21 protein-coding genes and 1 pseudogene are annotated in these 23,768 nt (G+C 34.5%); 7 read left to right on the plus strand and 15 right to left on the minus strand.

Annotated elements, in window-relative coordinates; genetic code table 11:
* The 4 genes from HNS38_RS16650 to HNS38_RS16665 all read left to right on the plus strand — a co-directional run.
* Positions 1 to 2,321: translocation/assembly module TamB domain-containing protein (locus HNS38_RS16650; RefSeq protein ID WP_172346767.1), on the plus strand; the 2,321-nt coding region annotated here is incomplete at its 5' end.
* A gap of 81 nt (positions 2,322 to 2,402) precedes the next feature.
* On the plus strand, positions 2,403 to 3,824 hold the full coding sequence (locus HNS38_RS16655; protein ID WP_172279787.1) for an HD domain-containing protein: 1,422 nt from the start codon (positions 2,403 to 2,405) through the stop codon (positions 3,822 to 3,824).
* Positions 3,825 to 3,827: 3 nt separating this feature from the next.
* On the plus strand, positions 3,828 to 4,760 hold the full coding sequence (gene miaA, locus HNS38_RS16660; RefSeq protein WP_172279785.1) for a tRNA (adenosine(37)-N6)-dimethylallyltransferase MiaA: 933 nt from the start codon (positions 3,828 to 3,830) through the stop codon (positions 4,758 to 4,760).
* 2 nt (positions 4,761 to 4,762) lie between these two features.
* On the plus strand, positions 4,763 to 5,044 hold the full coding sequence (locus HNS38_RS16665; protein ID WP_216663760.1) for a Dabb family protein: 282 nt from the start codon (positions 4,763 to 4,765) through the stop codon (positions 5,042 to 5,044).
* 53 nt (positions 5,045 to 5,097) lie between these two features.
* Here the strand turns inward: HNS38_RS16665 and HNS38_RS16670 are convergent, their stop codons facing one another.
* From HNS38_RS16670 to trxA (HNS38_RS16690), 5 genes and pseudogenes are all read right to left on the minus strand, one after another.
* Entirely contained in the window at positions 5,098 to 5,790 is a 693-nt protein-coding gene (locus HNS38_RS16670; protein WP_172279781.1) for a DUF554 domain-containing protein, read from the minus strand.
* Between the two features lie 4 nt (positions 5,791 to 5,794).
* Complete coding sequence (locus tag HNS38_RS16675; RefSeq protein ID WP_172279779.1) at positions 5,795 to 7,270, minus strand: hypothetical protein; 1,476 nt, start codon at positions 7,268 to 7,270, stop codon at positions 5,795 to 5,797.
* Between the two features lie 67 nt (positions 7,271 to 7,337).
* Positions 7,338 to 7,964, minus strand: coding sequence for a WbqC family protein (locus HNS38_RS16680; RefSeq protein WP_172279777.1), 627 nt, complete (start codon positions 7,962 to 7,964; stop codon positions 7,338 to 7,340).
* 76 nt (positions 7,965 to 8,040) lie between these two features.
* Positions 8,041 to 8,397 (minus strand): annotated as a pseudogene (trxA, locus tag HNS38_RS16685) (thioredoxin); the annotation flags it as partial.
* Positions 8,398 to 8,464: 67 nt separating this feature from the next.
* Positions 8,465 to 8,986: a thioredoxin gene (trxA, locus tag HNS38_RS16690; RefSeq protein WP_172279773.1), complete on the minus strand. Its 522-nt coding sequence runs from the start codon at positions 8,984 to 8,986 to the stop codon at positions 8,465 to 8,467.
* A gap of 141 nt (positions 8,987 to 9,127) precedes the next feature.
* On the opposite strand from trxA (HNS38_RS16690), the gene HNS38_RS16695 reads away from it, so the two are divergent.
* On the plus strand, positions 9,128 to 9,544 hold the full coding sequence (locus HNS38_RS16695) for a transposase (RefSeq protein WP_172279771.1): 417 nt from the start codon (positions 9,128 to 9,130) through the stop codon (positions 9,542 to 9,544).
* A 1-nt stretch (position 9,545) separates the two neighbouring features.
* Here HNS38_RS16695 and HNS38_RS16700 read toward each other — a convergent pair whose 3' ends face one another.
* The 9 genes from HNS38_RS16700 to HNS38_RS16740 all read right to left on the minus strand — a co-directional run bounded on the left by HNS38_RS16700 (position 9,546) and on the right by HNS38_RS16740 (position 20,076).
* Entirely contained in the window at positions 9,546 to 10,469 is a 924-nt protein-coding gene (locus tag HNS38_RS16700; protein ID WP_172279769.1) for a ribonuclease Z, read from the minus strand.
* A gap of 105 nt (positions 10,470 to 10,574) precedes the next feature.
* Positions 10,575 to 11,900 (minus strand): 1-acyl-sn-glycerol-3-phosphate acyltransferase, encoded by a 1,326-nt coding sequence (locus HNS38_RS16705; RefSeq protein WP_172279767.1) that lies wholly within the window; start codon positions 11,898 to 11,900, stop codon positions 10,575 to 10,577.
* 2 nt (positions 11,901 to 11,902) lie between these two features.
* Positions 11,903 to 12,886, minus strand: a complete 984-nt coding sequence (locus tag HNS38_RS16710) for a bile acid:sodium symporter family protein (RefSeq protein ID WP_172279765.1) — start codon at positions 12,884 to 12,886, stop codon at positions 11,903 to 11,905.
* Positions 12,887 to 12,970: 84 nt separating this feature from the next.
* On the minus strand, positions 12,971 to 13,957 hold the full coding sequence (locus tag HNS38_RS16715; protein WP_172346768.1) for a hypothetical protein: 987 nt from the start codon (positions 13,955 to 13,957) through the stop codon (positions 12,971 to 12,973).
* A 145-nt stretch (positions 13,958 to 14,102) separates the two neighbouring features.
* Positions 14,103 to 14,876 (minus strand): radical SAM protein, encoded by a 774-nt coding sequence (locus HNS38_RS16720; RefSeq protein ID WP_172279761.1) that lies wholly within the window; start codon positions 14,874 to 14,876, stop codon positions 14,103 to 14,105.
* Positions 14,877 to 15,021: 145 nt separating this feature from the next.
* Positions 15,022 to 15,858 carry a mechanosensitive ion channel family protein gene (locus HNS38_RS16725; protein WP_172346769.1) on the minus strand — a complete coding sequence of 279 codons (837 nt, stop codon included), beginning with the start codon at positions 15,856 to 15,858 and terminating at the stop codon, positions 15,022 to 15,024.
* Between the two features lie 80 nt (positions 15,859 to 15,938).
* Complete coding sequence (locus HNS38_RS16730) at positions 15,939 to 16,760, minus strand: mechanosensitive ion channel family protein (RefSeq protein WP_172284796.1); 822 nt, start codon at positions 16,758 to 16,760, stop codon at positions 15,939 to 15,941.
* 242 nt (positions 16,761 to 17,002) lie between these two features.
* A complete protein-coding gene (locus tag HNS38_RS16735) occupies positions 17,003 to 18,793 on the minus strand; it encodes an N-acetylmuramoyl-L-alanine amidase (RefSeq protein WP_172284797.1) in 1,791 nt (596 codons plus the stop codon).
* A complete protein-coding gene (locus HNS38_RS16740) occupies positions 18,790 to 20,076 on the minus strand; it encodes a T9SS type A sorting domain-containing protein (protein WP_172346770.1) in 1,287 nt (428 codons plus the stop codon). The genes HNS38_RS16735 and HNS38_RS16740 overlap by 4 nt, the downstream gene beginning before the upstream one ends.
* A gap of 228 nt (positions 20,077 to 20,304) precedes the next feature.
* On the opposite strand from HNS38_RS16740, the gene HNS38_RS16745 reads away from it, so the two are divergent.
* Positions 20,305 to 21,282 (plus strand): T9SS type A sorting domain-containing protein, encoded by a 978-nt coding sequence (locus HNS38_RS16745; RefSeq protein ID WP_172284812.1) that lies wholly within the window; start codon positions 20,305 to 20,307, stop codon positions 21,280 to 21,282.
* A gap of 107 nt (positions 21,283 to 21,389) precedes the next feature.
* Here HNS38_RS16745 and HNS38_RS16750 read toward each other — a convergent pair whose 3' ends face one another.
* Positions 21,390 to 22,271, minus strand: a complete 882-nt coding sequence (locus HNS38_RS16750; RefSeq protein WP_172284813.1) for a nucleoside phosphorylase — start codon at positions 22,269 to 22,271, stop codon at positions 21,390 to 21,392.
* Positions 22,272 to 22,382: 111 nt separating this feature from the next.
* Between HNS38_RS16750 and HNS38_RS16755 the strand changes: the two genes are divergently transcribed.
* Complete coding sequence (locus tag HNS38_RS16755) at positions 22,383 to 23,639, plus strand: competence/damage-inducible protein A (protein ID WP_172284814.1); 1,257 nt, start codon at positions 22,383 to 22,385, stop codon at positions 23,637 to 23,639.
* Positions 23,640 to 23,768: the final 129 nt, after the last annotated feature.

Here is a 23,768-nt window from a genome sequence, read left to right on the forward strand (position 1 = left end):
CTCTTAAATTAGGACTAGATCAATTATTATTAAACGTAAAGCTGAATCAAGACAGTGCCTTTTTTAATATCAATTGGTATAATTTAAATACAGAAGCATTGAATAAGGGTAAAATTAATGGTTTAGCTGCTTTGAAAAATACGGATAAAATTGATGTTTTTCTAGAAAATGCAGATATGGTGATTTATGATTCAGTTTGGAGTACCACCAATAATGGTCATTTGACATTGATTGATAATGATTTGGTATTCGATAGCTTAGAGTTTCGGTCTGCCCACCAAAGCGTATTAATAAATGGTGCTATCTCTGATACCCTAGATGAGAGCTTTTTAATGCAATTTAAGAACTTTAATATTTCTACTCTTAATATTCTCACCGCTCAAGCAGGACTCGCATTTAAAGGCTTTTTAACGGGAAGCTTCGAATTGATAGATGTTTATAATAATATCAATTTCTTAGCCAACTTGAAATTAGTCGACTTTACTTTAAACGAGGAGCATTTAGGAGATGCTGAAATCAAATCTACGTGGAATACAGATCGATCTGTGTTTTTAAATATCAACTTGGAAAAGCAAGGTAGCAAAGGAAGTTTTAAGCCTCTTTATCTAGAAGGTTTCTATTATCCAGAAGAGATAGATAATCAGATAGATATGGATGTGTCTGTTCATAACCTTAGCATTAATTTTCTAAATCCTTTTTTAAAAGAATTTGTATCTGATTTGGAAGGAAGAGCTACTGGTGAAATTAGGTTGAAAGGAAATTTTTTAAAACCAAACTTATCTGGACGTTTAGATTTAGCACGTACTCAATTTAGAATCAAATACCTAAATACTTTGTACTCATTATCCGGAACTTTGAATTTGGACAATGAAATGCTAGGCTTTAACGAAGTGGTTTTATTTGATACGGTGGGTAATAAGGCAGTATTACAAGGCGGACTAAGTCATGAACGGCTTCGTAATTTTGGAGTTAATTTAAAAGTGAAGCCTATCAATTTTGTGGCATTAAACACTTCAAAAGGAATGAATGAGTTGTTTTATGGAAAAGCTATAGTGGATGGTGAAATTGCCATAAGTGGACCATTCGACAATGTATTTTTAGATATAGATGCTACCTCAAAAAACGGAACCAATATCAGTATTCCTATAAATACATCTCTTGGCGTTTCTGATAATAGCTTTATTGTTTTCAAAAATAGTAAAGATACCACAGAGGCCCAAAATGCAAAACAATTTAAGCCAAAGTTGTCATCATTTTCTTTGAATATGGATTTATCTATTACTCCGGAGGCTAATGTGAATATTTCACTTCCTTCACAGTTGGGCCTCATACAGGCTCAAGGTTCTGGCGATTTAAACATGAACCTTTCTAGAACTGGAAATTTTAGAATGTCAGGTGATTATAGAGTGTCGAATGGGGTATTCTTCTTTAAAATTCGAAACTTGTTGAATCGTAGATTTGTACTCAATGAAGGAGGAACCATTAGCTGGACTGGTGACCCATATAATGGTACCTTGGGGATGACCGCAAAATATACGGTAAAAACTAGCCTAAATAGTTTGGGCTTAGATCAAGATTCCTCCTATAGAAATAGAGTTCCTGTGGATTGTATGATTGGGCTTACTGGTCCTATTATGAATCCAAATGTGAAATTTAGGTTCGACCTTCCGAATTCTACTGAGGAAGTAAAACAATATGTTTTTACTAAGATTGACACAACGAATCCTTCTGAAATGTCACAGCAGATGCTGTCGCTTTTAGTACTCAATACTTTTAGTTTTACAACTGGAACTGGGAATAGTGATTTAGCCAATACTGTAGGTGGGACATCCTTGCAAATTGTTGCTAATCAGGTAAGTAACTGGTTGTCGCAAATTAGTAAAGATGTGGACATTGGTATTAATTATCGGCCTGGAGGGGATTTGACCAATGAAGAAGTAGAAGTTGCATTAAGTACGCAGTTATTTGATGAACGCGTAACTATAGATGGGAATTTTGGCTATCAGAATGTGCAGGATAATCCCAATACAGCAAATACTTCCAGTATAGTGGGAGATATCAATGTGGAGGTAAAAATCACTAAAGACGGTAGACTTAGACTGAAAGCTTTTAACAGAACCAACACTGTTGACTTATTGGATAATACTTCGCCTTATACTCAGGGAGTTGGTATATTCTATCGCAAAGAATTTAATAATTTAGAAGAGCTGTTTCAAAATCAGAAGCGAAGAGAAAGAAAAAAGCAAGAAGAAGAAAAGAATAAAGCGGAATTGAATGCCGTGAAAAATGAGGAGGATGGAGTAAAGGAAACTCCTCAATAATTAGGATTCTATTATAGAATCTATACGAAATCAATCCCCAATGTTTCTTACTTTTGCAAATTATATTAATACAGATATCAAGTGGTTCATCAACAACTCGAACATAGCATCTTTAAAACCATTGCAAAATCGGCTTCTCAGTTAAATGTTGAAGCCTTCGTAATTGGAGGATTTGTCCGCGATCTTTATTTAGGTCGACCTTCAGAAGATGTAGATATTACCGTAATCGGAAGCGGAATAGAACTGGCAGAAGCCACAGCTAAAGAAATAGGGGAGGACATTAAAGTCAAAGTCTTTAAAAACTTTGGAACCGCCATGTTTAAATACCAAGACGATTCTAAGAAATTGGTGGTGGAGTTTGTGGGAGCTCGACGAGAGAGTTATCGAAGGGATAGCCGAAAACCCATCGTGGAAGACGGTACACTTATTGATGATCAGAACCGTAGAGACTTTACTATAAATGCCATGGCTTTTCGCTTAAGTGAAGAAAATTATGGTGAATTGGTAGATCCTTTTAATGGAATCTCCGATTTAGAGAATAAAATCCTAAGAACGCCTCTCGAACCAGATGTAACCTATTCTGATGATCCTTTAAGAATGATGCGAGCCATTAGATTTGCTACCCAATTGGGATTTAGAATAGAAGAGGAATCTTTTAATTCTATTATTCGAAATGCGGAAAGAATAAAGATTGTATCTAAAGAAAGGGTGATGGATGAGATGAATAAAATCATTATGGCTGATAAACCTTCCGTTGGTTTTAAACTATTAGATAAGAGTGGCTTGTTGAAATATATCTTTCCGCAATTGTTATTGCTCAAAGGTGTGGATATCAAGAATAAGGTTGGTCATAAAGATAACTTCTATCACACATTACAAGTCTTAGATAATATCGTTCCCAATACCAATGATTTGTGGTTGCGCTGGGCTGCTGTATTGCATGATATAGCCAAACCCGCCACAAAAAGATTTGAGAAAGGAAATGGTTGGACTTTCCATGGGCATGAATTTCTGGGCGCTAAAATGGTTCCGAAAATCTTTGCACAGCTTAAATTACCATTGAATGAAAAGATGAAGTATGTTCAGAAATTGGTGCGACTTCATTTACGACCTATAGTTTTATCTCAAGAAATTGTGACAGATTCTGCTGTACGACGCCTTTTATTTGATGCTGGTGATGATATTGATGATTTAATGACACTTTGTGAGGCTGATATTACTTCAAAGAATCATGAGAAAGTAAAGAGATATTTGAATAATTTTCAGATAGTGCGACAAAAGCTGGTAGAGATAGAAGAGAAAGATAAAATGAGAAACTGGCAGCCTCCGGTGGATGGGGACTTGATTATGGAAACCTTTGATATAAAACCTTGCCGTGAGGTTGGAATTATCAAAAATGCCATTAGAGAGGCTATTCTTGATGGTGATATTCCCAATGAATATGAAGCCGCTTTTCAGTTTATGATTCAAAAGGCTGAGGAATTAGGCTTAAAGAAGAAATAAACCATGAAAGCTCCTCAGAAACAGCTCCTCATTATTGCTGGACCTACAGCAGTGGGTAAAACTCGTTTTGCTATAGAACTCGCTCAACTTTTTTCAACTGAAATCATCTCTGCTGATTCACGACAGTTTTATAAAGAAATGTGTATTGGTACAGCCGTACCCTCCTCTGAAGAATTAGCAGGAGCTCCTCATCATTTTATTCAGAATATCAGCATCGCAGAGCCTTATAATGTTCATAAATACGAAATGGAAGCTCTTACTAAAATCCACAAGCTTTTTGAGAAGCAAGATGTGTTAATTGCGGTAGGAGGCTCTGGCTTATATTTAAATGCATTGGCTTATGGTATAGATGAATTACCTGATCCATCAGAAGAAACCAGAACATATTTAGAGGAGGTTTTTCAAAACGATGGAGTTGAAGGATTGAGGATGTTGCTTAGAAAATATGATCCTGAGTTTTATAAGCAAGTAGATTTGCAAAATCCAAACCGGATAAAAAGAGCTTTAGAAGTATGTTTAACTACTGGAGATAAGTATTCTAAGTTAAGACTTGGAACCAAGAAGAAACGCGGGTTTGATATAAAATGGATTGGTTTAAAGCAGGATAGGGCCAAACTTTACGATAGAATCAACCTTAGAGTAGATTTAATGATTACTGAAGGGCTTTTAGAGGAGGTCAAACAATTATATCCTCGGAAAGATTTAAATGCATTGAATACAGTTGGATATCGTGAGTTTTTTAAATGGTTAGATGGAGAGGAGACCTACGAGTGGGCTGTGGATAAAGTAAAAACCAATAGCAGAAGATATGCTAAGCGCCAGATGACTTGGTTCACCAAAAATGAAGATATTGAATGGTTGGATATGGATGATTTAGCCGCAAAAGAAAAATTATTTACTCATCTTAAAAATACAATCTCATGCTCCAACATATAGTCATGATGAAATTAAAAGCAGTAGATGCTGAACTAAAACAGGAAAGATTAGAAAAACTAGCATCGCTTTTAAACGACTTACAGAATCACATTCCTGCGTTGCAGAAAATGGAAGTGGGATTAAACTTTTCTACTCGTCCAGCAGCAATGGATATAGTTTTGAGCTCCAGCTTTAAAGATGAAGCAGGACTGGAGGAATATAGAGTGCATCCCGAGCATCTCGAGGTTCTAGCTTATATCAAAGAAGTAGTAGAAGAATCTAGAGTAGTTGATTATTGGGTTTAATGCGAGAATTCGAATATTCAACAATTGTCACAATAAAGTATTCAATCATTATATTAAAAAGAAGGCATAAAGCCATATAACCAGAGAATCAGAGGAGCGAATAAGAGTGCTGGCAATAAGTCTACGATTTTAACTTTGGTAATTTCAAGAAGATTGAGTCCAAGAGCGAGTAAAATAAGTCCTCCTACCGCACTTATTTCTATAATATAGATCTCAGGAAGAAAGGAGCCCAGCCAAGCTGCCAATAAGGTGAGTCCACCTTGGAAGATAAGCAGAGGAATCACAGAAAACATTACCCCTAAACCAAAAGCCACAGTGAGTGCTATACTCGAAAATCCATCCATAAGAGATTTAATCAATAAAAGTTGAGGGTCTCCGTTCATGCCCTCCTCCAAGGCACCAATAATGGTCATGGAGCCAACACAGAAGAGTAAAAATGAAGTGATCAATCCTTTAGAGAAATCCTCGTTTTTTCCGCCCACTTTAGCGCTTAATTTGTCACTAAGGCTTTGTACATAATCATCAATTTTTAATGCTGTCCCAGCAATTCCGCCTAGAATTAAGCTAAAAACCAAGACCAAGAGATTTTGACTTTCTAAGGCCATCTTCATTCCTAAAACCAAGGTGAACAAGCCCATGATCTGGAAAGTGACTTTCACCAATCTATCTGGAAGGCTTTTGTGGATAAGTAATCCAATACTACTTCCAATAATGATTGCAATTATATTTACTAAGGTTCCAGTCATATTATTACCAAAGTTTCTCATCGGCTACAGGTACCCACTGATAAGCACCTAAATCGGGTGTTTCACCTCTTTCTATGCCATCTAAATCAATGGTGTTTCCCATAGGTATTCCTAGTGCTTTTACAGGAGAAAGAGAATCAATATGATAATCGTTAACATTTGAGTTTACGAATATGGGATCCTTATTGAAAATACAATTGGTGAAGTATTCGTCGTTGGTATTAGGTGTTTTTAGAAGGCTATAATCGAAGTTATAATTGAATAGGGAAGTACTTTCAGGATATTTGTCAAGAAGAATTTCATTTTCTAGGCTTCCATAAAAAATACAATCACCGAAATAAGCATTCTCTAAATCACCGGTATAAACCAATTGCTCATTGCCATTTTGTAGAATGAAATAGTCTGAAATATGTAGTAATGGGTCTTTTCTCACATCATATCCCCAATAATTGGCAAAAGTGGAGTTCTTAAACTGATAAGAGCCACCAGTAGTCAAATTCAAAAGGCTACTTCCTGCATTGGCTACTATCACATTATTACCTTCTATCTGATAGAATCGTGTAAAAATGCCCCAGCCTTGCATATTTAAAATCTGAGTGTTATTCAGAACTAATGTATTGCCTAATCCAGTTCTTAGTGTTTCTGCTTGAATTCCGATAGTTCCATTTTTAATAATGGCATAATTAAATTCAGAGTTTACATCGCTTTCATTAATCCATATCCTATCCCATTGAGCTGGAACATCTTGGTATTCTTGCTCTAAACGAAGGCCTTGAAACATGACAGGTTCTTCTAAACTCCCATTCACTTGTATGGCTCCATATCTATAAATCCACATCCCAGCATTATTATAGAAGTGAATTTTACAACCAGCATCTATAGTTAATGAAGCAGCAGAATCAACTACACCATAACCAACAATCACATAGGGTTTGTCATTGGTCCAATGTATATTTTCACCTTCTTTTGCAATGTATGAAAAAGGAGGAAGGCCATTTAAGTGTTGATCAGCAACAATAAAATGTGCATCTTGTCCCCAAGCTACCAAATCTACATCTTGTACATTTCCATTGGTCTCAAATATCACTGAATCCTTCACTACTAGAGGTAGATTGTCATTTACAGGATCTACCGTTACCCTGACGAAGACGTATATGCTATCATTTCCGCCTATTTCTATATTACTGACTGAAGTTCCAGAAGCTCCATCAATATTTATATTATATGGCGAATTACTACCCCCAGCTAATTTTACTCGGCTTATGACAACACTATTCTCATTGGGGTTGTATACCATAAGTCTCTTTGTAACAGAACCCATTGTGGTGAATACTGTATCAAACAAGACTGAATCTGTTGAAAAACTTAGTTTGTAAGATGGATCCGAACTAATGGTTTCATCTTTTCTGCAGGAAGTGAATATAACAAGAGCTAATAAGGCACTTATCATAAATATATTGAGTGTTTTTTTTGTCTTCATAATTGGAGCAAAGTTAATCTTATTCTTTATACGTGAAAAGCCTTTGTTTATTGTGTAGAGGCCGATTTTATTTGTCTATTTCATCGAGATTAATACTTTCTAAATATAGTATACTTTCAGGGCCTAAATTAAAGAGCAAGTCAAGGATGGAAAGGTTGGGGATGAAGCCCAATTTATCATCGAAGGTTTGGTAGTATTTAGGGAATTTTATTTTTAAATCTTTCTTTGGATGAATATCGAAGCGTAAATCTACTTTTCCACTTTCTATGGGAGCAAAGTCATGGGTATACTTTATTTCTATATCCAGATTCATTAAACTGGTTAAGTCTTTTATAATAGTCTCGTTTAACTCAATCAAGCTTGAATATTTTTTTTTAAGAAGCTCCTCTATATCATCTTGGTAGTAAAGAAAGAAGGGGGAGGAGTCGTAGGCAGTCTTTATGCTTTTCCAATGTTGCCATTGCCATTTTTGTTGATCTTCAAATCCAATATTTTCAGTGATGGTTTGATTGCCATTGGGCTTTTTTACTGGAACTGAAAGATTCATGATCCCAGTTGCTGTTGCTATTTGGCAACGATTACGATAGGTTTGTTTGGGATAGGTTTCTTTGGCATCAATAGAAATGTTTTTCTTTTGATGAAGATAGGCCATCCAGATTATGGGTGGAAAATATGCTGTGGATAATACGTTCATAAATCAAATAAAAAAGATGTGGCGAAATTAATAGCCACATCTCTTATATACAAATATATTTTAAAATCTTAAAGTCTTATGCTTCAGTCTTTTTCAATAATACATCGTTAATGGCTTGTATTAAAGATTCCTTAGGAAGAGCTCCTTGAGCCATTTGTGGTTGTCCATCAGCAGGGCAAAATAGGATAGAAGGGATGCTTCTGATTCCAAAAGCTCCAGCTAATTCTTGTTCAGCTTCTGTATCTACTTTATAGATATCAATTTTCCCTTCGTATTCTTTACTTAATTCATCCAAGATTGGAGAAAGAACTTTACATGGCTGACACCAATCAGCATAAAAATCTATAATACAAGGTTTATCACCTTCGAATTTCCATTCTTTATTTTCTTCGAAATTAAATACTTTGGCTAAAAATGTTTCTTTTGTTAAATGTTCCATTACTTATTGTTTATATTTTTTATAATTTATTTTCTTATTTATTTAGTCTTCTTTCAGACTATTATTTTGTTTCTTCTTTCTTATTTCCTAATAAGAAGTCTTCAAAAATATCTTTATATTGTTGCTCACTCATTGCACCGGCTTGCATAGCAGGTTGGCCTTCTTTTGGGATAAATAATATAGAAGGGATACTTCTGATTCCAAAAACTGATGACAATTCTCTATTATGATCTGTATTTATTTTATAAATAACAATTTTGCCATCATATTCCTTAGCTAGTTTTTCCATAATTGGAGCTATCTTTTTACAAGGGCCACACCAATCTGCATAAAAATCTACCACAGCAGGAATATCGCCTTTGAATAGCCATTCATCAGGATTGGCATCATAATTCCAAACTTTTTCTTTAAATGCAGTTTCGTCTAAAACGATTACTTTATGGTCTTCAGGAGAAGGATTTGTTGGTTTGGCATCAATATTTAGAGTTTCACCATTACTATTTTTTTCTGCTGCCGTGCTATCACAGCTTATACTCACGAATCCAAAAAGTGCTGCAAGAGCAAATATTCCTACTTTCTTCATTATCAATATGTTTTTGTTGTTTTTTTAAGTTTTTGCAAAAATACTAAAATTATTTTAAATCGCTTTAATACCACTTTTTTCTTAGTTCAATTATGATGCCATGATTTTTTTTATTAATTTTGCCGACAATATGTCAGTATTATGATGCCAACTTTTAAAAACATGAGTCATGAGCAGTTTGATAAGCATTTTTCCACAAAGGAAGCTTGTTTAGCTTATCTGTCTGAGCAAAAATGGTCAGAAGGATTTGTCTGTAAAAAGTGCGGGCATACAAATAGTTGCGATGGAAGACAAGCATATTCTCGACGCTGTACCAAATGTAAAACTCAAGAATCGGCTACTGCAAATACCGCTTTTCATGGTTGTAAGATTTCTCTTCCCGAAGCTTTTAAATTAGCATTTTTAGTTTGTCAGAAACCTGACATTTCTTCCCATGAAATCAGTCGGATAATGGAAATTCGTCAAATGACTTGTTGGAAATTTAAGAAAAAAATAACGGAATGTATTGATGGAAAAGGTGAATTGAATGTATTTCGTAAGGTAGAGTTCAATAAATAATCTAATCTTCTCTTATATTTATAGTATCATTATCGTTAACCAAAATAGTTCCAGGGTGAAGTGTTTCCATTTCATCTTTAAACTCCGTTAAATCTCTATATCGGGCCGAAAAATGTCCAACCATTAATTTTTGAGCATCAGACTCTTTAGCCAATTTGCTGGAGTCCTCTGTTGTCATATGGAATTTATTAGTAGCGACTTCTTGTAGGTCTTTCATAAAAGTACACTCTGCATAAAGCAATTCTACCCCCTTAAAATAGTGGTGTAAGTTTTCGAAATACTTGGTGTCGGAACAATAGGCATAGGAGCGAGGAGCAGGAGCTTCATTTGTGATTTCGTCATTCGGGAGAACAGTTCCATCATCGAGTATATAATCTTCACCTGACCTTATTTTATTAATTTCATCGATACTTGGCTTGTACTTTTTAATGATGGTTTTTTTGATATTTGGGAAGGATTTTTTTTCTTGAAATAAGAAACCACAAGTTGGTACTCTATGTTCTAGAGGAAAACTATAAATTTCTAATTTCTTGTCTTCAAAAATCAATTCTTTTTCTTTCAAATTGATCGGATGGTATATGATTTCAAATTGAAGTGCTGTTTCTGATATTTCCAATTGTATATCTATAATTTCTTTAATTCTTAGGTCGGAATAAATATGAAGTTCTTTTGTTCTGCCAAAAAGATTTAAACTGCTTATAAGACCTACTAATCCAAAGAAATGATCTCCATGCAAATGACTGATGAAAATGTGGTTGATTTTGGACATTTTAAGTCGATTACGGCGCAGTTGAATTTGAGTTCCTTCTCCACAATCTACCAGATAATACCTCTGATAGAAATTGACCAATTGACTACTGGTATTTCTCCTAGAAGTGGGTGAGGCAGAGCTGCTTCCTAAAATGGTAACCGAAAAATTTTCCATAGTTTATGCGAATGTGTTCACAAAAGTATGCATTTCATTTACTTTAAGCCTTTATAAAATTGTTTGAAAATGTTAATTATTTTGTATTACTGTAATTTAGCTCTGCTACAACTCTTGAATTAACAATTTAATGCTATTGATTAGTTTTTCTATGCCTTCAGCTTTTTTAGAATTAAACATTTTAAAGATGAAGATTTTAAAAATTCCATAATAATTTCTGAGCCAATTTACATTGAGCAAGATGAATATTAGGGATATTGAATAAGCTATGAAAAAATAAAATAAAGAGAAGTCATCATAAAAAATATTTAGAAGAATAGCCTCAATAGTAAAGGTGATAGGTAGAATAATGAAAGCCAGTACAAATCTAAAAGTACTATGAAACTGTTCGTCTCCAATAAATTTAGAGGGTAGGTGCGAGAGTAATTGAGTGGGTAAGTGTAAAAGTGCAGAAGGTAATAGTAAAGGTAATAAAATGATAAACCTTAAGGTATTTAATAATAGTTTTGTGATACTATATTTAGGCCACAAAGCTTTTTGTCTTTTATTGAATTTAGAAGATAGCTTAAGAAAGTCATTGGTGTTTTTAATCAATTCTTCAAATTTTTCTGATTGAGATTCGCTCAATGACTCGAGCTTATTTAAGAAAACTTGCCCAACTAAAATTCTACTTGTACCTTTTTGTGGAAAGGGGATTTCTTTGGCATAGGCGGTCATTAGGTATTCTACTGCATTATAGTTCTCATCATCTTCTATATGAATCATATTTTCTTTTAATGATTCACTCATTTTATCTCTTATCTGATTTAAAGCAATAGCAGGCTTCTTTTTGTATTCCTCATAATAGTCAGCTAAATGAATGGGATGGCCAAAGTTGATAGATAAAGTGCTCTGACATTGGGTGTAATTGCTATAACTTATTCCTACAGGAATTAACTGAATTCCAAGTTTGAAATCATTAGCTTCTTCTGTTTGCATGGCAATTTTAGCAAATCCTTTCTTTAGAGGAAGAAGGCTTTGCTTATCAGTATGTGTACCTTCTGGGAAAATAGTAATACCGAGGTTCTTCTGCAATACTTCGCTAGTTTTCTTGAAAGTTTCTAAATTCTTTTTTACTTCTCCCTGTCCATCTCGCGGGCGATAAACGGGTAAGATTCTAAGGAAATATAGTATTTCAGCAACAGATTTTTTCTTGAAAATATCAGCTCTAGCCAGAAAAACCACTGTCCTTTTTACCGAGAACAGTAAAGCCAAGGCATCCATCAAAGCATTTTGATGATTGGGCGTAAAAACTATAGCTCCTTCAGCAGGAACCCGGTCTTGGTTGGTGATTTCTATCTTTTGATGATAATATAGTTCATGCCAGAATTTGATAGTATTCCAGAGGAGTTTATATCTAAAGGATTTTTGGTCAACTTTATTGATACCCATTCTTAGTCTTTATTTAGTAAAGGTTTTCTCAAACCGAAAAAAGTAAACGAAGTTCCCCATACGCTTGCAAGGGTCAAGCCTGCGATCATATGCCAAATTCCCCACCAGGCAGCAATGATGGCCATTCCACCTAATTCTAATTCTGGAGGAAATATTTTGGGATTAAAGATTAATACCAAAGCTAATCCCGAGTTTTGAATTCCTGTTTCAATACTTACACTGCGTCTATTTGGCTTTGAAAGCTTGAATATACTAGCTAATCCATAACCGCTGGTTAAAGCTAAAGCATTATGGATAAGGACGATGATAAAGATGTATTGTATAGAATTGGTAAAATGAGAAAAGTTTTTGGCTAGTGCTAAAATGATAATAGCTGTAAATATGATAATGGAAAGCTTTTTAATAGTTCCCGTAATCTTGTTAGTGAAATCAGGGAATTTATGATTGATTAAAATCCCCATAAATAAAGGTAATCCTAAAATGATAAATATGGTTTGGAAGACTTGAAAAATATCTATTTCCAATGGTCTGATTAGATTTCCTGCGTTATGGTTTTCAAAGAAGTTGATGACCATACCACCCCAAAAAGCAAAATTTAGAGGAGTAAATATAATAGCAGAAACAGTTGCAATTGCAGTTAAACTCACTGATAGTGCAATATTTCCTTTGGCCAATGAGGATATAAAGTTTGAAACATTGCCACCAGGACAAGCCGCCACCAAAACCATTCCTAGAGCCATACTAGGTGATAAATAGTCTTTGAGTAAAATGATGAGCAAAAAGGTAAGTGCGGGTAAAAGTAAAAACTGTGAGATAACACCAATAATAGCTGGTTTTGGGGAATATAGGATTTCTTTAAAGCTCTTGAGTTTTATCTCCAAAGCCACACCAAACATAACAAAACCAATGGCAATGTTGAGTGCATGAAGGCTTGAAGGACTAAAGTTTAATCGGATGTGATCTAGTGCTTCGAGTGATTCTGTCATAAATATTAGGTCTAAAAACAGATGCAAGATAGCAAAAAAAAATAAATTGATGATGAGTTACTAATGCTAAGCAAATCCCAAGTGTTAGTAATAATGAGTATTAACTTGGGGTTGCCAGTATTTTCGATAGTCTTCGTCGTTTTTCCCTTTGCAACAGGCTTCAAAAATACATTGTTGGTGCTGATCAAGTTCTACTGCTAATGCCAATGTACAAGGTGCTTTTTCGCAACTCCCTTTTTGACAGAGAGCTTCTTGGTTACAACAAGAAAGTCCCATTGTGTAAAAAACATCATTCATCTTAAAAACTGAGTAGCCAGAGTGTTGGGCTATCTGTTTCATGGCAGAAATACAGGCTACTCTTAATTCTTGTTCATTTTGCAATCTTAGCTTGTTTTGTAAAGCAAATTTTAAGTCATTATCTAAAACTTCTACACATCCTGTTCGCAACAATACCCTTTGCATGTGATAATCCATTATCGGAATCAAATCTTGATGATTAGAGAACTGTATCAATTTTGCATCCTCTAAGAGTTTCATTAAAAAACTTGTTTTCTTTTGTAAATGATCAGAATAAGCCACGGTATGTTTTAGCTTTTTATAGAAATAGTTAGGAACTCCATTCGATTTTTGAATATACTCTAAATGTGATAAACCAGAGTCTTTTATAAGTTCTGCCATATGAATCCAAAAACTACATCTTTCTTCAATATTATCAAGTGTACATTGTTCTGCAATGTTTTGAGGAGCGAAGAAAGGACGGATTTCTTTAGCGAGCTGAGCAGTGGAAAGTTGGACGAGATAATCAGCTTCTAAAAGTTGAGGTCTGTTTTTGGCAATATCAATAAATCCATATTCTAAAAAATCCCAACCATATAGATTCAGTTCTGGATTTGCCAAGTGATAAGTCTGGTGGCAAATTCCAACTGCATAATAATACATGGCTGTTTTGAGCTCATCAGATACATTAATAGTTAAAAAGTCTCTTTCTAAAAAGCTTTCCTTAAAATCTAATGCGGCAATAGTTTTTCCAATATTCTCACATTGATAGGATTCAATAAGTACTTTTTTCATGCACTCAATATTTTGTTTTAATTACTGGATGTATTGGTGATAGAAGGATAGAACAGACTGAAATCACTCTCTCCTTCATTTACCAATTCATTCATTAAATCCTTCTTTATATCCTTAATTTATTCATAAACCCACTCATTGATTATTAATAAACATCAGTTTTAATTCCAATGGCTTCTACTTTGGCTGCTATTCGTTCTAGCGTTTCTTGACTAACTTTTTCTAAGCTTTCAGCAGGAGTGTCTCTTTCAATTGGATACAACATCACTGATTCAGGTTGTATTTCTTTTAATAGTTGAAGCCAAGCATTTACTTCTTCCTCAGTAGTGTTGTCAAAGCTCTTACCATTATGACTTCCTCTTATAAAAAGAGTTTGAATAATCAGGTTTCCTTGGAAGCTTTTTAAGTAATCCACAATTTTGTCAAACTTCAAATGCTCCTGAGCCATATTGATCAATCGATAAGTTTCTTCTGTTCCTGCATCGAGTTTTAGAATATTCTGGTCAATCTTTTTTAAAGCGTCAGTAACTTTTGTTTTGTTGAGCTGAGAAGCATTAGAAAGTACCGAGATGTTAGCTTCTGGCATCCATAGGTTTCTGAGTTCTATAGTATCATCAATTACTTGGGCAAAATCTGGATGAATAGTAGGCTCTCCATTTCCTGCAAAGGTAATGGAATTGATTTCCTTACCTTGATCAGCATATTCTTCCAATACTTTTTCAAGTTCATTTTTTACTTCTTCAGTTGTAGGTAGTTTTATTTTTTTGTCCGCTTTTAAGGTCCAACCACATTCACAATAAACACAATTAAAAGTGCAAAATTTATAATCGGTAGGCAATAAATTAATGCCCAAAGAAACCCCTAATCTTCTGCTAGAGACAGGACCAAATATGATTTCGTTAAAAAGAAAAGTTCCCATGTTATATTTTTTTGCAAAGTAAAGAAAAACAAAGAAGCCAACACATTATTGTGAAGGCTTCTTTATATAATTATTTGTGAAAGTCTGAGATTATTTAAAACTAAAGTCTTTTTAACTTCTAGCTTCAATTTTCCAGTTCCTATTATTACTTCGTATCTTTATCAAAATGAACATCCATTTGTGGGAAAGGAATAGTAATTCCTGCCTCATCAAGAGCTAATTTTATTTTTTCATTGATTCCGAAATATACATCCCAATAATCTGCTACATTTGCCCAAGGACGAACAGCAAAATTAACGGAGCTATCTCCTAATTCGCTAACTCCAACAAAAGGAGCTGGGTCTTTTAAAACCTTTGGATGGTCTTGAAGAACCTTCATTAATACATCTTTAGCATCTTTAATATTTGATTCGTAAGAAATACCAGCACTTAAGTCTACTCTTAACTTACCTTCGGTGGTATAGTTAATGATGCTATTTCCAGCCACTGCTCCATTTGGTACGATGATGGTTTTATTTTGAGGATTTAAGAGGATGGTATTGAAAATCTGAATTTCTTTTACCACACCTAAATGTCCTTGGGCTTCAATAAGATCTGTTACCTTGTAAGGTTTAAAAATAAGCAGAATAATACCTCCCGCAAAGTTTGAAAGACTTCCTTGTAATGCTAAACCAATAGCTAAAGTAGCTGCTGAGAATATAGCAATAAATGAAGTTGTTTCTATTCCTATCATTGAAGCTACGCTCAAGAATAAAAGAATCTTTAAGACCCAACTGATAAGATTGATTACAAATGGAGCCAGAGTTTGATCTGTATCTCCTTTATTCATTCCTTTAGAGGCTACAGCAACTAATTTTTTAATGATCCAAAGACCAATCATTAAGGTTACAAAAGCCAAAAGTAATTTAGGTCCATATTCCATAACCATTGTCATAGCTTGGTCATTAATCTTATTAATGTCAATATTATTTAATTCTTCCATTATAAGTGTTTAAATGAGTTAAAAAGTAAAAGAGCTAACTGGGATAAGCCAATTAACTCTTTAAAATTTATCTTAAATTTTTATTTGTCTAAATGTACATCCATTTGAGGGAAGGGGATACTCAAACCTTCTTTGTCGAAAGTCTTGTAAACTGCTTTATTCATATCGAAATATACACCCCAATAATCTGCTGCATTTACCCATGCTCTAACCACAAAGTTTACAGAGCTATCTGCTAATTCACTAACAGCAATAAATGATGCTGGATCTTTAAGGATTCTCTTATCTGCATCGATAAGCTTTTGTAAAACAGCTTCTGCTTTGTCTACATCGTCGCCATATGCTATTCCAAAAGTCCAATCCACACGACGAGTTTCCATAGCAGAAAAGTTAATCATACTATTTGTACTTAAACCACCATTTGGTATAATGATGATTTTATTATCAGGAGTATTAAGAATAGTATTGAAAATTTGGATTTCTTTAACTGTACCGCTATGGCCTTGTGCAGTAATGAAATCACCAACCTTAAAAGGCTTAAAGATAAGAATCATTACACCACCAGCGAAGTTTTGTAGCGTTCCAGATAAAGCCATACCTATTGCTAAACCAGCGGCTCCTAATATGGCTATGAAAGAAGTCATTTCGATTCCTAACATGCCTAAGGCACTAATTACAACTAGAATTTTTAAAATGGTGCCAACAAGGCTTGTTAAAAACGGAACTAAAGAATCGTCCATTTTACTTTTCAACATCATCTTTTTGATAGAACCAGTAATCATTTTTGCTATCCAAAGACCAAGGACAAGAACCAGTAAGGCTCCAATTAGTGAAGTTCCGTATTCTACCAACAGTGGGCTGTATTGATCCCAATAAGAATTCATAGAGTCTAAATTTTCCATAAAGTTTTGATTTATTAATTTGGATGACAAATATAATAATTTGTAATGATTCTAAAAAGGGAATTGTTCCCTTTGATTTTGTTTTTAAAACAAAATTAAATATATGATAACCAGGTGATTAGTACTTTTAGATTGGTGTTGGTTGTATTTTCTCTTGTCCAATATTGAACATTGTTCTGTCTTGTTTAGGAAGTTATTCCAAATAAAGTTAAATCTTCCTATTTTAAGACTAGTGAGACTATTTATTCTTTTTGAAATTTCACCGTTGTATAATCTCCTTTCTCATCTAAAAAATTTATGATATAAAATCCATTCATAAGCTGGAAAACATTTATGAAATCATCTTTAATATTAAAGGATTGATAAACCCGAACTCCCAGAAGGTTATAAATCTCAATTTGTTTGATTTCTAGATTGTTATTATCGAAATTTATTCTATTTGAGCAGGGATTTGGGAATATTCTGATTTGATTTTGTGCTATTAGTTCAGATGTAGCATAAACAGGACTCACATCTATATCAATGCAATAGCTATTATTGAGGATGTTTATTTCTTGAGGATGCGGTGCAATATAAATGCAATAGTTTAGTAAGCCAAAAGAAGTAAATTGAAAATTGGGTAAAGAGAGTATGTGAGTGGAATTGGCTTCTAAATTTAGAACAGTATCCAGATAAATGATTTCGTTCTCAATTCTATAATCTAGAATAACAGTATCGGCAGGGGTATTCCCCACATTGCCGATTTCAATAAAGAGTTCTACTTCTTCTCCTTGATCAGGACTAGTGGGATTAGTCCACATATCCATAATCACTAAATCCACTTCGCTGAAATTCTCATCCAGCAAACTCATCCATAAACCCCAAGGCAAGTTTCCGGGGCACATGGTATTGGTTCCTGGCATTTGGTTATGGGCTCTAATTCCAGGAAGAGATAGTGTTTTGGGTATTTCATACTCATCACAGAAATAGCTGGCCATGGTAGCTGAAGCTTCTAGCATGGGCATAGAATTCCACTGATCGGGGTTGGCCAAGGTGGCTTCATGTTCAATGCCAATGGAGCGACTATTATTATAAGGATAGCCACTTGCACCGCAATGCCAAGCTGTATTTGCCACTTCTACCACTTGGCTGATTTCACCATCAGAAGAGCGAATAACGAAATGCGCACTTACTTCAGCATCGCAATTCTGAAACCAAGAAATGGCTCCAGCATAAGTTCCTGTTCCTATCCAATGATTTACCCAAGCATCTATTTCATGATTCCTTCCTTCGGCGAAATTACATGAGGTTAAAGCTGGAATAGCTGGAGGGTAGTCACTTGTATTTGGTGCTTTGTTTGAGAATATAAATGGATTTTCAGGATTTAAATATGGTATAATATTTAAACTCTGGCCTTCTAAGATAATTTCCTCATCCCAAAGAGTTTTGGAAATGCTGCCCTGTGTTATAACTTTATAATACTCGTAAACTTGTAATTCTTTTAATTCCTCAGATACAAGTCCAGTGATAGGTTTTAAATAATTAAACCAATCTTCTAATTTCTGGACCTCCTCTCGTTTTTCTTTACTTTGAAAAGCAATAAGAGCAGCCATTCCTCTGATATTTTGCTTGGGATCATCTTTTAAAATTTGAGGATTAAGGTTTAATAATTTCGCGGCATCATTTAAAGTATTAGCATAGGAATTGTCAACTAAGTGCATGATTCCCCATCCTTTATCTATACTTGGCCCCATCTGAGTCCAATTGCTTTCCACTTTGGCAATGGCTTTTAATATTTCCATAGGAATGTTAAATTCCAAAGAGGCTTCTTCGAAATAGGAATGTAATGTGGCCACATTCGGATGTGCTCGGTTTAAATATTTCTCCCATTGTAAATAATCAGCATCCTCATAATAGGTGGGGTCAGTTTGTGAAACCACAAATCCTAAAACTTCTGATAGATCTTTTTTCACAAATACATCCTTAGTTTGTCCGAAAAGGGCAAGAGTGATCCAGGAAAAAAGAATGATATTTAGGGTTTTTGATGCTTTCATATTTTACTTTTTAGAATTTTGCAGGTGGAAATACGCTTGGTTTCCTGATTTGTTATTCTAACAAAATAAATGCCGTTACTAAGCTTTTCTGTAGGAAAATGAATGAGTTTTTCTTGCTTGCCATCTATAGAATGTATGATGTTTCCTAAATCATTGATTAAATCAATTTGATAATTAACAGCATTATTAAATTGAATATTCAGTTGATTTTGAAATGGATTAGGGGAGAGGAATATGCTTTCATCGGGTATGAGTCTTTCAACATCTGTATTGACATCAATGAAGACATCATATATTGCTGTATCAATGTTTTCACAATATTGGCTGATGAGTTTAACTTCATAAGTCTGGTTGTTTTGATAATTATGAGAAGGGTTTTCTTCGGAAGAATATTCTCCATCATCAAAATCCCAATGATAAATCATAGGTTGAATACATTCGGAAAGATTATTAAACTGTACGAAATCATTAAAAACCTCAAAGGAAAAATCAGAATTCACTTGACTAATATGGAGGTTCCAATTATTATAGGAATGAAAAACGATAGAATCGGCAGTAGATTGTAATAGCTGGGCCATTTCTTCATCTAGGTTTCCAATAAAGGAGTTTTCGAAACTATAAATATTCCACATCATAGAATGAAAAACACAAGCTGCCAAATAGGTCCCAGAATAATTGGGATGACTGTTGTCAACAGCATGGAGGATTGTTTCATTTTCATTAATGACTTTCTTCCATGCGATTCCAACAGGAGCTACTAGGGCATTAAGTTCTTGAGTAATTCCCCAATATGCACTTTCTAAAGAATCCTGCATATGAGTAAAATCAACAAAATCGGGACTACAATAGACTCCAGAATCATCACATTGTTGTCCTCCAAATCGCCTTCCCCAAGTCATATAAAATAGTGTTTTTGCACAAGGATTATACTTTTTTATGGAGTCATTAAGCCTACGAGCGGCAGGGTACATGGAGTTTTCTTTATGAAAATCAATAGTTGGAATCTGGCTTTGCTCTTGTAAAACCACAAAATCCCAATCCCCTTTTCTTATCTTTAATAAGGAGGATTCATTAATAGAATGTTGTTCCAAAGTATGTCCTCCAGGAGTATGGAGCTCTGTATGTACATTTCTATTAGAATAATTTGCTAATTCCTCCACAATAATTGGAAGATTGTTTACACTCGTATAACTGTTTCCTAAAAATAAAACTCTCAAGCTATCCGTTTGGGAAAAGGAAATGCTTGAAATGAGAATAAAAGTAAGAATCAGAATTTTCTGCATAAAATCTATTATTCTAAGGATAAAGTGAATTGATGTGGGTAAAATTAATGTTTTCAATGTTAAAACGGCAAATAAATCTAGTAAATCTCACTTGAATTCATTTCAAACAACAAATAGCAATTCCTTACAAACAAGACGACTTCTTGCTTTATAGAAGCTTTCTTTGGAAAAGTTGTAAGGACTAGACTACCTTTTGCGACCAATCAATAAATAATATAATTTTAAAAGATGAAACATAGATTAATTACACTATTAATTGTATTGTTGGCATTTTCTGTCCAAAGTCAAACAACTAGAAAAGTAATTGCAGAACATTTTACAAATACCCGATGTAGTATTTGTAGTATTAAAAATCCTTCATTATTTGCTTTGTTGGATAATCACCCAGAAGTAATACATTTATCTATTCACCCTAGTTCTCCCTATTCTAATTGCTTGTTTTCTCAACATAACCCTAGCGAAAATGATGCAAGAACACAGTATTATGGTATTTATGGAAGCACCCCAAGAGTGGTTTTAGCTGGGACAGTAATTCCAAGTCAAAGCCCAATGTTAACTGAGGAGCAGTTGATGGAGCAACAAGATGCCATGAGTGATTATTCTATTCAAGTGCATCAGTTTTATGGCGCAAATGAAACCATTGATGTGAAAGTAAAGATAGAAAGGTTAAGTGGTGTCCCAAGCAATGATGATATGGTTTATGTGGTTTTGGCCGAAAAAGAAGTAGACTATAATGCGCCAAATGGCGAAGATTTGCATCACAATGTTTTTAGGAAGGAATTAGGAAATATGGATCTACCCATGTTGGAAATAGGAGAGGAAGTAGAGTTTACTTATAATTATACTGCTCATTCTGATTGGGTGTTGGATGAGATTTTTGCTTTGGCTATCATTCAAAACTCAAGCAATAAGAAAGTGCTACAAGCAGATGAATCGGACTTGGTTTCGGGAATAACAGGGATTGATTTTACTCAAGCGAAAGAGGTTTCAAATATGGTTTATCCAAATCCATTTACACAAGAAATCAATATACAATCTGGACAAACCTATCAAAATATTATTATTTATAACCTCTTTGGCCAGAAAGTCTTAGAATCTCAAAATACATCCACAATTAATGCTTCTGAACTTGGAAAAGGGATTTATTTATTGGAGTTGATAGATGAGAATGGACAATCATTCTCCACTAAAATCCAGAAACAGTAAGTGGATTTTGTATTCAAGACAAAATCATTGGGGGATTTTTACTCCCTTTATATTAGAGGGCTAATTAAAAATCCACCAATTGCTTAGTATTTTAAAATCAAAGAATGTTACTGCTGACAAATTTGCTCAAGTAGTTCTTCTATCAATTTGACTACAGTTATTTTATAGTCTTTAGAATATTCTTTTCTTTCCCTATTGGCGATGATTGCACAAACGGTCATCGCATGATGGCCTAAAGCTTTAGAAAGTCCATATAAAGCGGAAGTTTCCATTTCAAAGTTGGTTAATTTCTGACCTTGATAGGAAAAGCTACTGATTCTATCATTTAAATCCGGATAAGCCAAGGGCATTCTCAAAACTCTACCTTGAGGGCCAAAGAAACCTGGGGCTGTAGCAGTGATTCCCTTCATGAAATTCTTGCCTACGGTATTTAGTAATTCTTCAGAACCTGGAACGATATAAGCTTTTGGTAAATCATCTGGCCAATTGGTATCTCTTAAAAAAGCTTCGGTCATGTCTTTATCAATAACAGAATTTACTTGCTCGTAGAACCATAAAAGACCATCAATTCCTACTCCATGTGAAGAAGCCAAGAAAGTATCAACAGGAATTTCGGGTTGTAAGGCGCCACTGGTTCCTAAACGATAAAGTCTTAGGCTACGGTGAGAATCTTTAGGGATACGGGTTTTTAAATCGATATTGCAAATGGCATCTAATTCGTTAATGACAATGTCTAAATTGTCGGTTCCCATACCTGTACTTAGCACAGTAATTCTTTTTTTGCCAATATATCCAGTGTGGGTGTGGATTTCTCTATTGGCCATTTTAAACTCTATTTGATCAAAATAAGAAGAAATGACTTCAACTCTTCCTGGATCACCAACCAATATGATGTCATTAGCAATGTTCTCAGGATGAAGGTGTAAGTGGTAGATACTACCATCTGGGTTTATGATTAATTCCGATTCAGCTATGGCTTTCTTATTCATATTAAGATTTTTTATCATGTGAGATTCCCAGCAAAAGCTAATTTTGCAGAAAAAGAGAACAAATATAGGAAAAACACTAAGTAATAAGCATCAAATTTAACATAGATTATAATGAAAGCTAAAGTAGAGATTATCAATATAGGAGATGAATTATTAATAGGCCAAGTTATCAATACCAATGCTTCATGGATGGGTTCCATCTTGAGTGAGCATGGATTTGAAGTCATAAAGATTACAGTAGTTTCTGATGAGGGCTCGCAGATAGAGGATGCTATATCCGCAGCTATGGAAAAATCTGATATTGTATTGATAAGTGGAGGCTTAGGTCCAACCAAAGATGATATTACTAAAAAGGTTTTGGCAGAGTATTTTGATTCTGAAATGTATTTTAATGAGGAAGCATTTCAAAATATTGAAAATCTATTTAAATCTCGAGGCTTTAAAATTACAGGTGTCAATAAAGATCAAGCTAATCTTCCGAAGAAAGCAATCGCTATTCCTAATAAATATGGAACAGCCTACGGAATGTGGTTCGATAAAGATGAAAAGGTAATAGTTTCTATGCCTGGTGTTCCATTTGAGATGAAAACCATGATGGAAAATGAAGTGATTCCTAGATTGGAAGTGCAATTTAAGCCTGAAAAGTATTTCCAGAAAACGATTATGACTACAGGAGTTGGAGAGTCTTTTCTTGCTGGAATAATAGAGGAGGTTGAAGATAATCTTCCGGAGCATATCAAACTGGCTTATCTTCCAAGGCCAGGCTTAGTTAGGCTGAGACTATCAGCAAGAGGAGTTGACGAGCAAATCATTAAAGAAGAAATTCAAGCTGAAGTAGATAAGATCATTTCTATTTTGGGAGATAAAATAGTTTTTGGATATGATGATGTCTCCCTAGAGTCTGCCTTGGCTCAATTACTCCTTCAGCAAAATAAAACTATTTCTACTGCTGAAAGTTGCACAGGTGGCCATATTGCACACATGCTGACTTCCTTAGCAGGCTCCTCTCAGTATTTTCATGGTTCGGTGGTTTCTTATTCTAATGAGGCAAAACATAAGGTTTTAGGTGTGAAAGCTGAGGATATTGAACAATTTGGTGCGGTAAGTGAAACAGTAGTACGACAAATGGCAGAAGGCGCTCGTCGGCAATTAAATACTGATTACTCTATGGCTATCAGTGGTATTGCAGGTCCCGATGGTGGAAGTGTTGAGAAACCGGTTGGCTATACTTGGATTGCTGTTTCTGGTCCAAAAGGAACTATTTCTAAAGTTTATCAATTTGGAGAACATAGAGGAAGAAACATCATGAGAGCAAGCTTAGCCGCTTTAAATATGCTTAGGGTACTGATTATGGATGATGCTGGATGATTATGAATATATTATTCTAGTTGTATTTTGTTTCTGAGCTCATTATCAGTAGTTTAATTCTGTATGGTATTTAATAAAATAGGGTTACCCATTTAAGTCTCGTGTAATTTAATCGAAGCGTAAGCAATC

This window comes from Lentimicrobium sp. L6 (assembly GCF_013166655.1).
Taxonomy (GTDB): domain Bacteria; phylum Bacteroidota; class Bacteroidia; order Bacteroidales; family UBA12170; genus UBA12170.

Excerpts from the sequence above, each read along its gene's own strand:
- miaA (WP_172279785.1), top strand. The coding sequence starts at position 3,828 with ATGAAAGCTCCTCAGAAACAGCTCCTCATTATTGCTGGACCTACAGCA.
- HNS38_RS16665 (WP_216663760.1), top strand. The coding sequence starts at position 4,763 with ATGATGAAATTAAAAGCAGTAGATGCTGAACTAAAACAGGAAAGATTA.
- HNS38_RS16670 (WP_172279781.1), bottom strand. The coding sequence starts at position 5,790 with ATGACTGGAACCTTAGTAAATATAATTGCAATCATTATTGGAAGTAGT.
- HNS38_RS16675 (WP_172279779.1), bottom strand. The coding sequence starts at position 7,270 with ATGAAGACAAAAAAAACACTCAATATATTTATGATAAGTGCCTTATTA.
- HNS38_RS16680 (WP_172279777.1), bottom strand. The coding sequence starts at position 7,964 with ATGAACGTATTATCCACAGCATATTTTCCACCCATAATCTGGATGGCC.
- trxA (WP_172279773.1), bottom strand. The coding sequence starts at position 8,986 with ATGAAGAAAGTAGGAATATTTGCTCTTGCAGCACTTTTTGGATTCGTG.
- HNS38_RS16695 (WP_172279771.1), top strand. The coding sequence starts at position 9,128 with ATGATGCCAACTTTTAAAAACATGAGTCATGAGCAGTTTGATAAGCAT.
- HNS38_RS16700 (WP_172279769.1), bottom strand. The coding sequence starts at position 10,469 with ATGGAAAATTTTTCGGTTACCATTTTAGGAAGCAGCTCTGCCTCACCC.
- HNS38_RS16705 (WP_172279767.1), bottom strand. The coding sequence starts at position 11,900 with ATGGGTATCAATAAAGTTGACCAAAAATCCTTTAGATATAAACTCCTC.
- HNS38_RS16710 (WP_172279765.1), bottom strand. The coding sequence starts at position 12,886 with ATGACAGAATCACTCGAAGCACTAGATCACATCCGATTAAACTTTAGT.
- HNS38_RS16715 (WP_172346768.1), bottom strand. The coding sequence starts at position 13,957 with ATGAAAAAAGTACTTATTGAATCCTATCAATGTGAGAATATTGGAAAA.
- HNS38_RS16720 (WP_172279761.1), bottom strand. The coding sequence starts at position 14,876 with ATGGGAACTTTTCTTTTTAACGAAATCATATTTGGTCCTGTCTCTAGC.
- HNS38_RS16725 (WP_172346769.1), bottom strand. The coding sequence starts at position 15,858 with ATGGAAGAATTAAATAATATTGACATTAATAAGATTAATGACCAAGCT.
- HNS38_RS16730 (WP_172284796.1), bottom strand. The coding sequence starts at position 16,760 with ATGGAAAATTTAGACTCTATGAATTCTTATTGGGATCAATACAGCCCA.
- HNS38_RS16735 (WP_172284797.1), bottom strand. The coding sequence starts at position 18,793 with ATGAAAGCATCAAAAACCCTAAATATCATTCTTTTTTCCTGGATCACT.
- HNS38_RS16740 (WP_172346770.1), bottom strand. The coding sequence starts at position 20,076 with ATGCAGAAAATTCTGATTCTTACTTTTATTCTCATTTCAAGCATTTCC.
- HNS38_RS16745 (WP_172284812.1), top strand. The coding sequence starts at position 20,305 with ATGAAACATAGATTAATTACACTATTAATTGTATTGTTGGCATTTTCT.
- HNS38_RS16750 (WP_172284813.1), bottom strand. The coding sequence starts at position 22,271 with ATGAATAAGAAAGCCATAGCTGAATCGGAATTAATCATAAACCCAGAT.
- HNS38_RS16755 (WP_172284814.1), top strand. The coding sequence starts at position 22,383 with ATGAAAGCTAAAGTAGAGATTATCAATATAGGAGATGAATTATTAATA.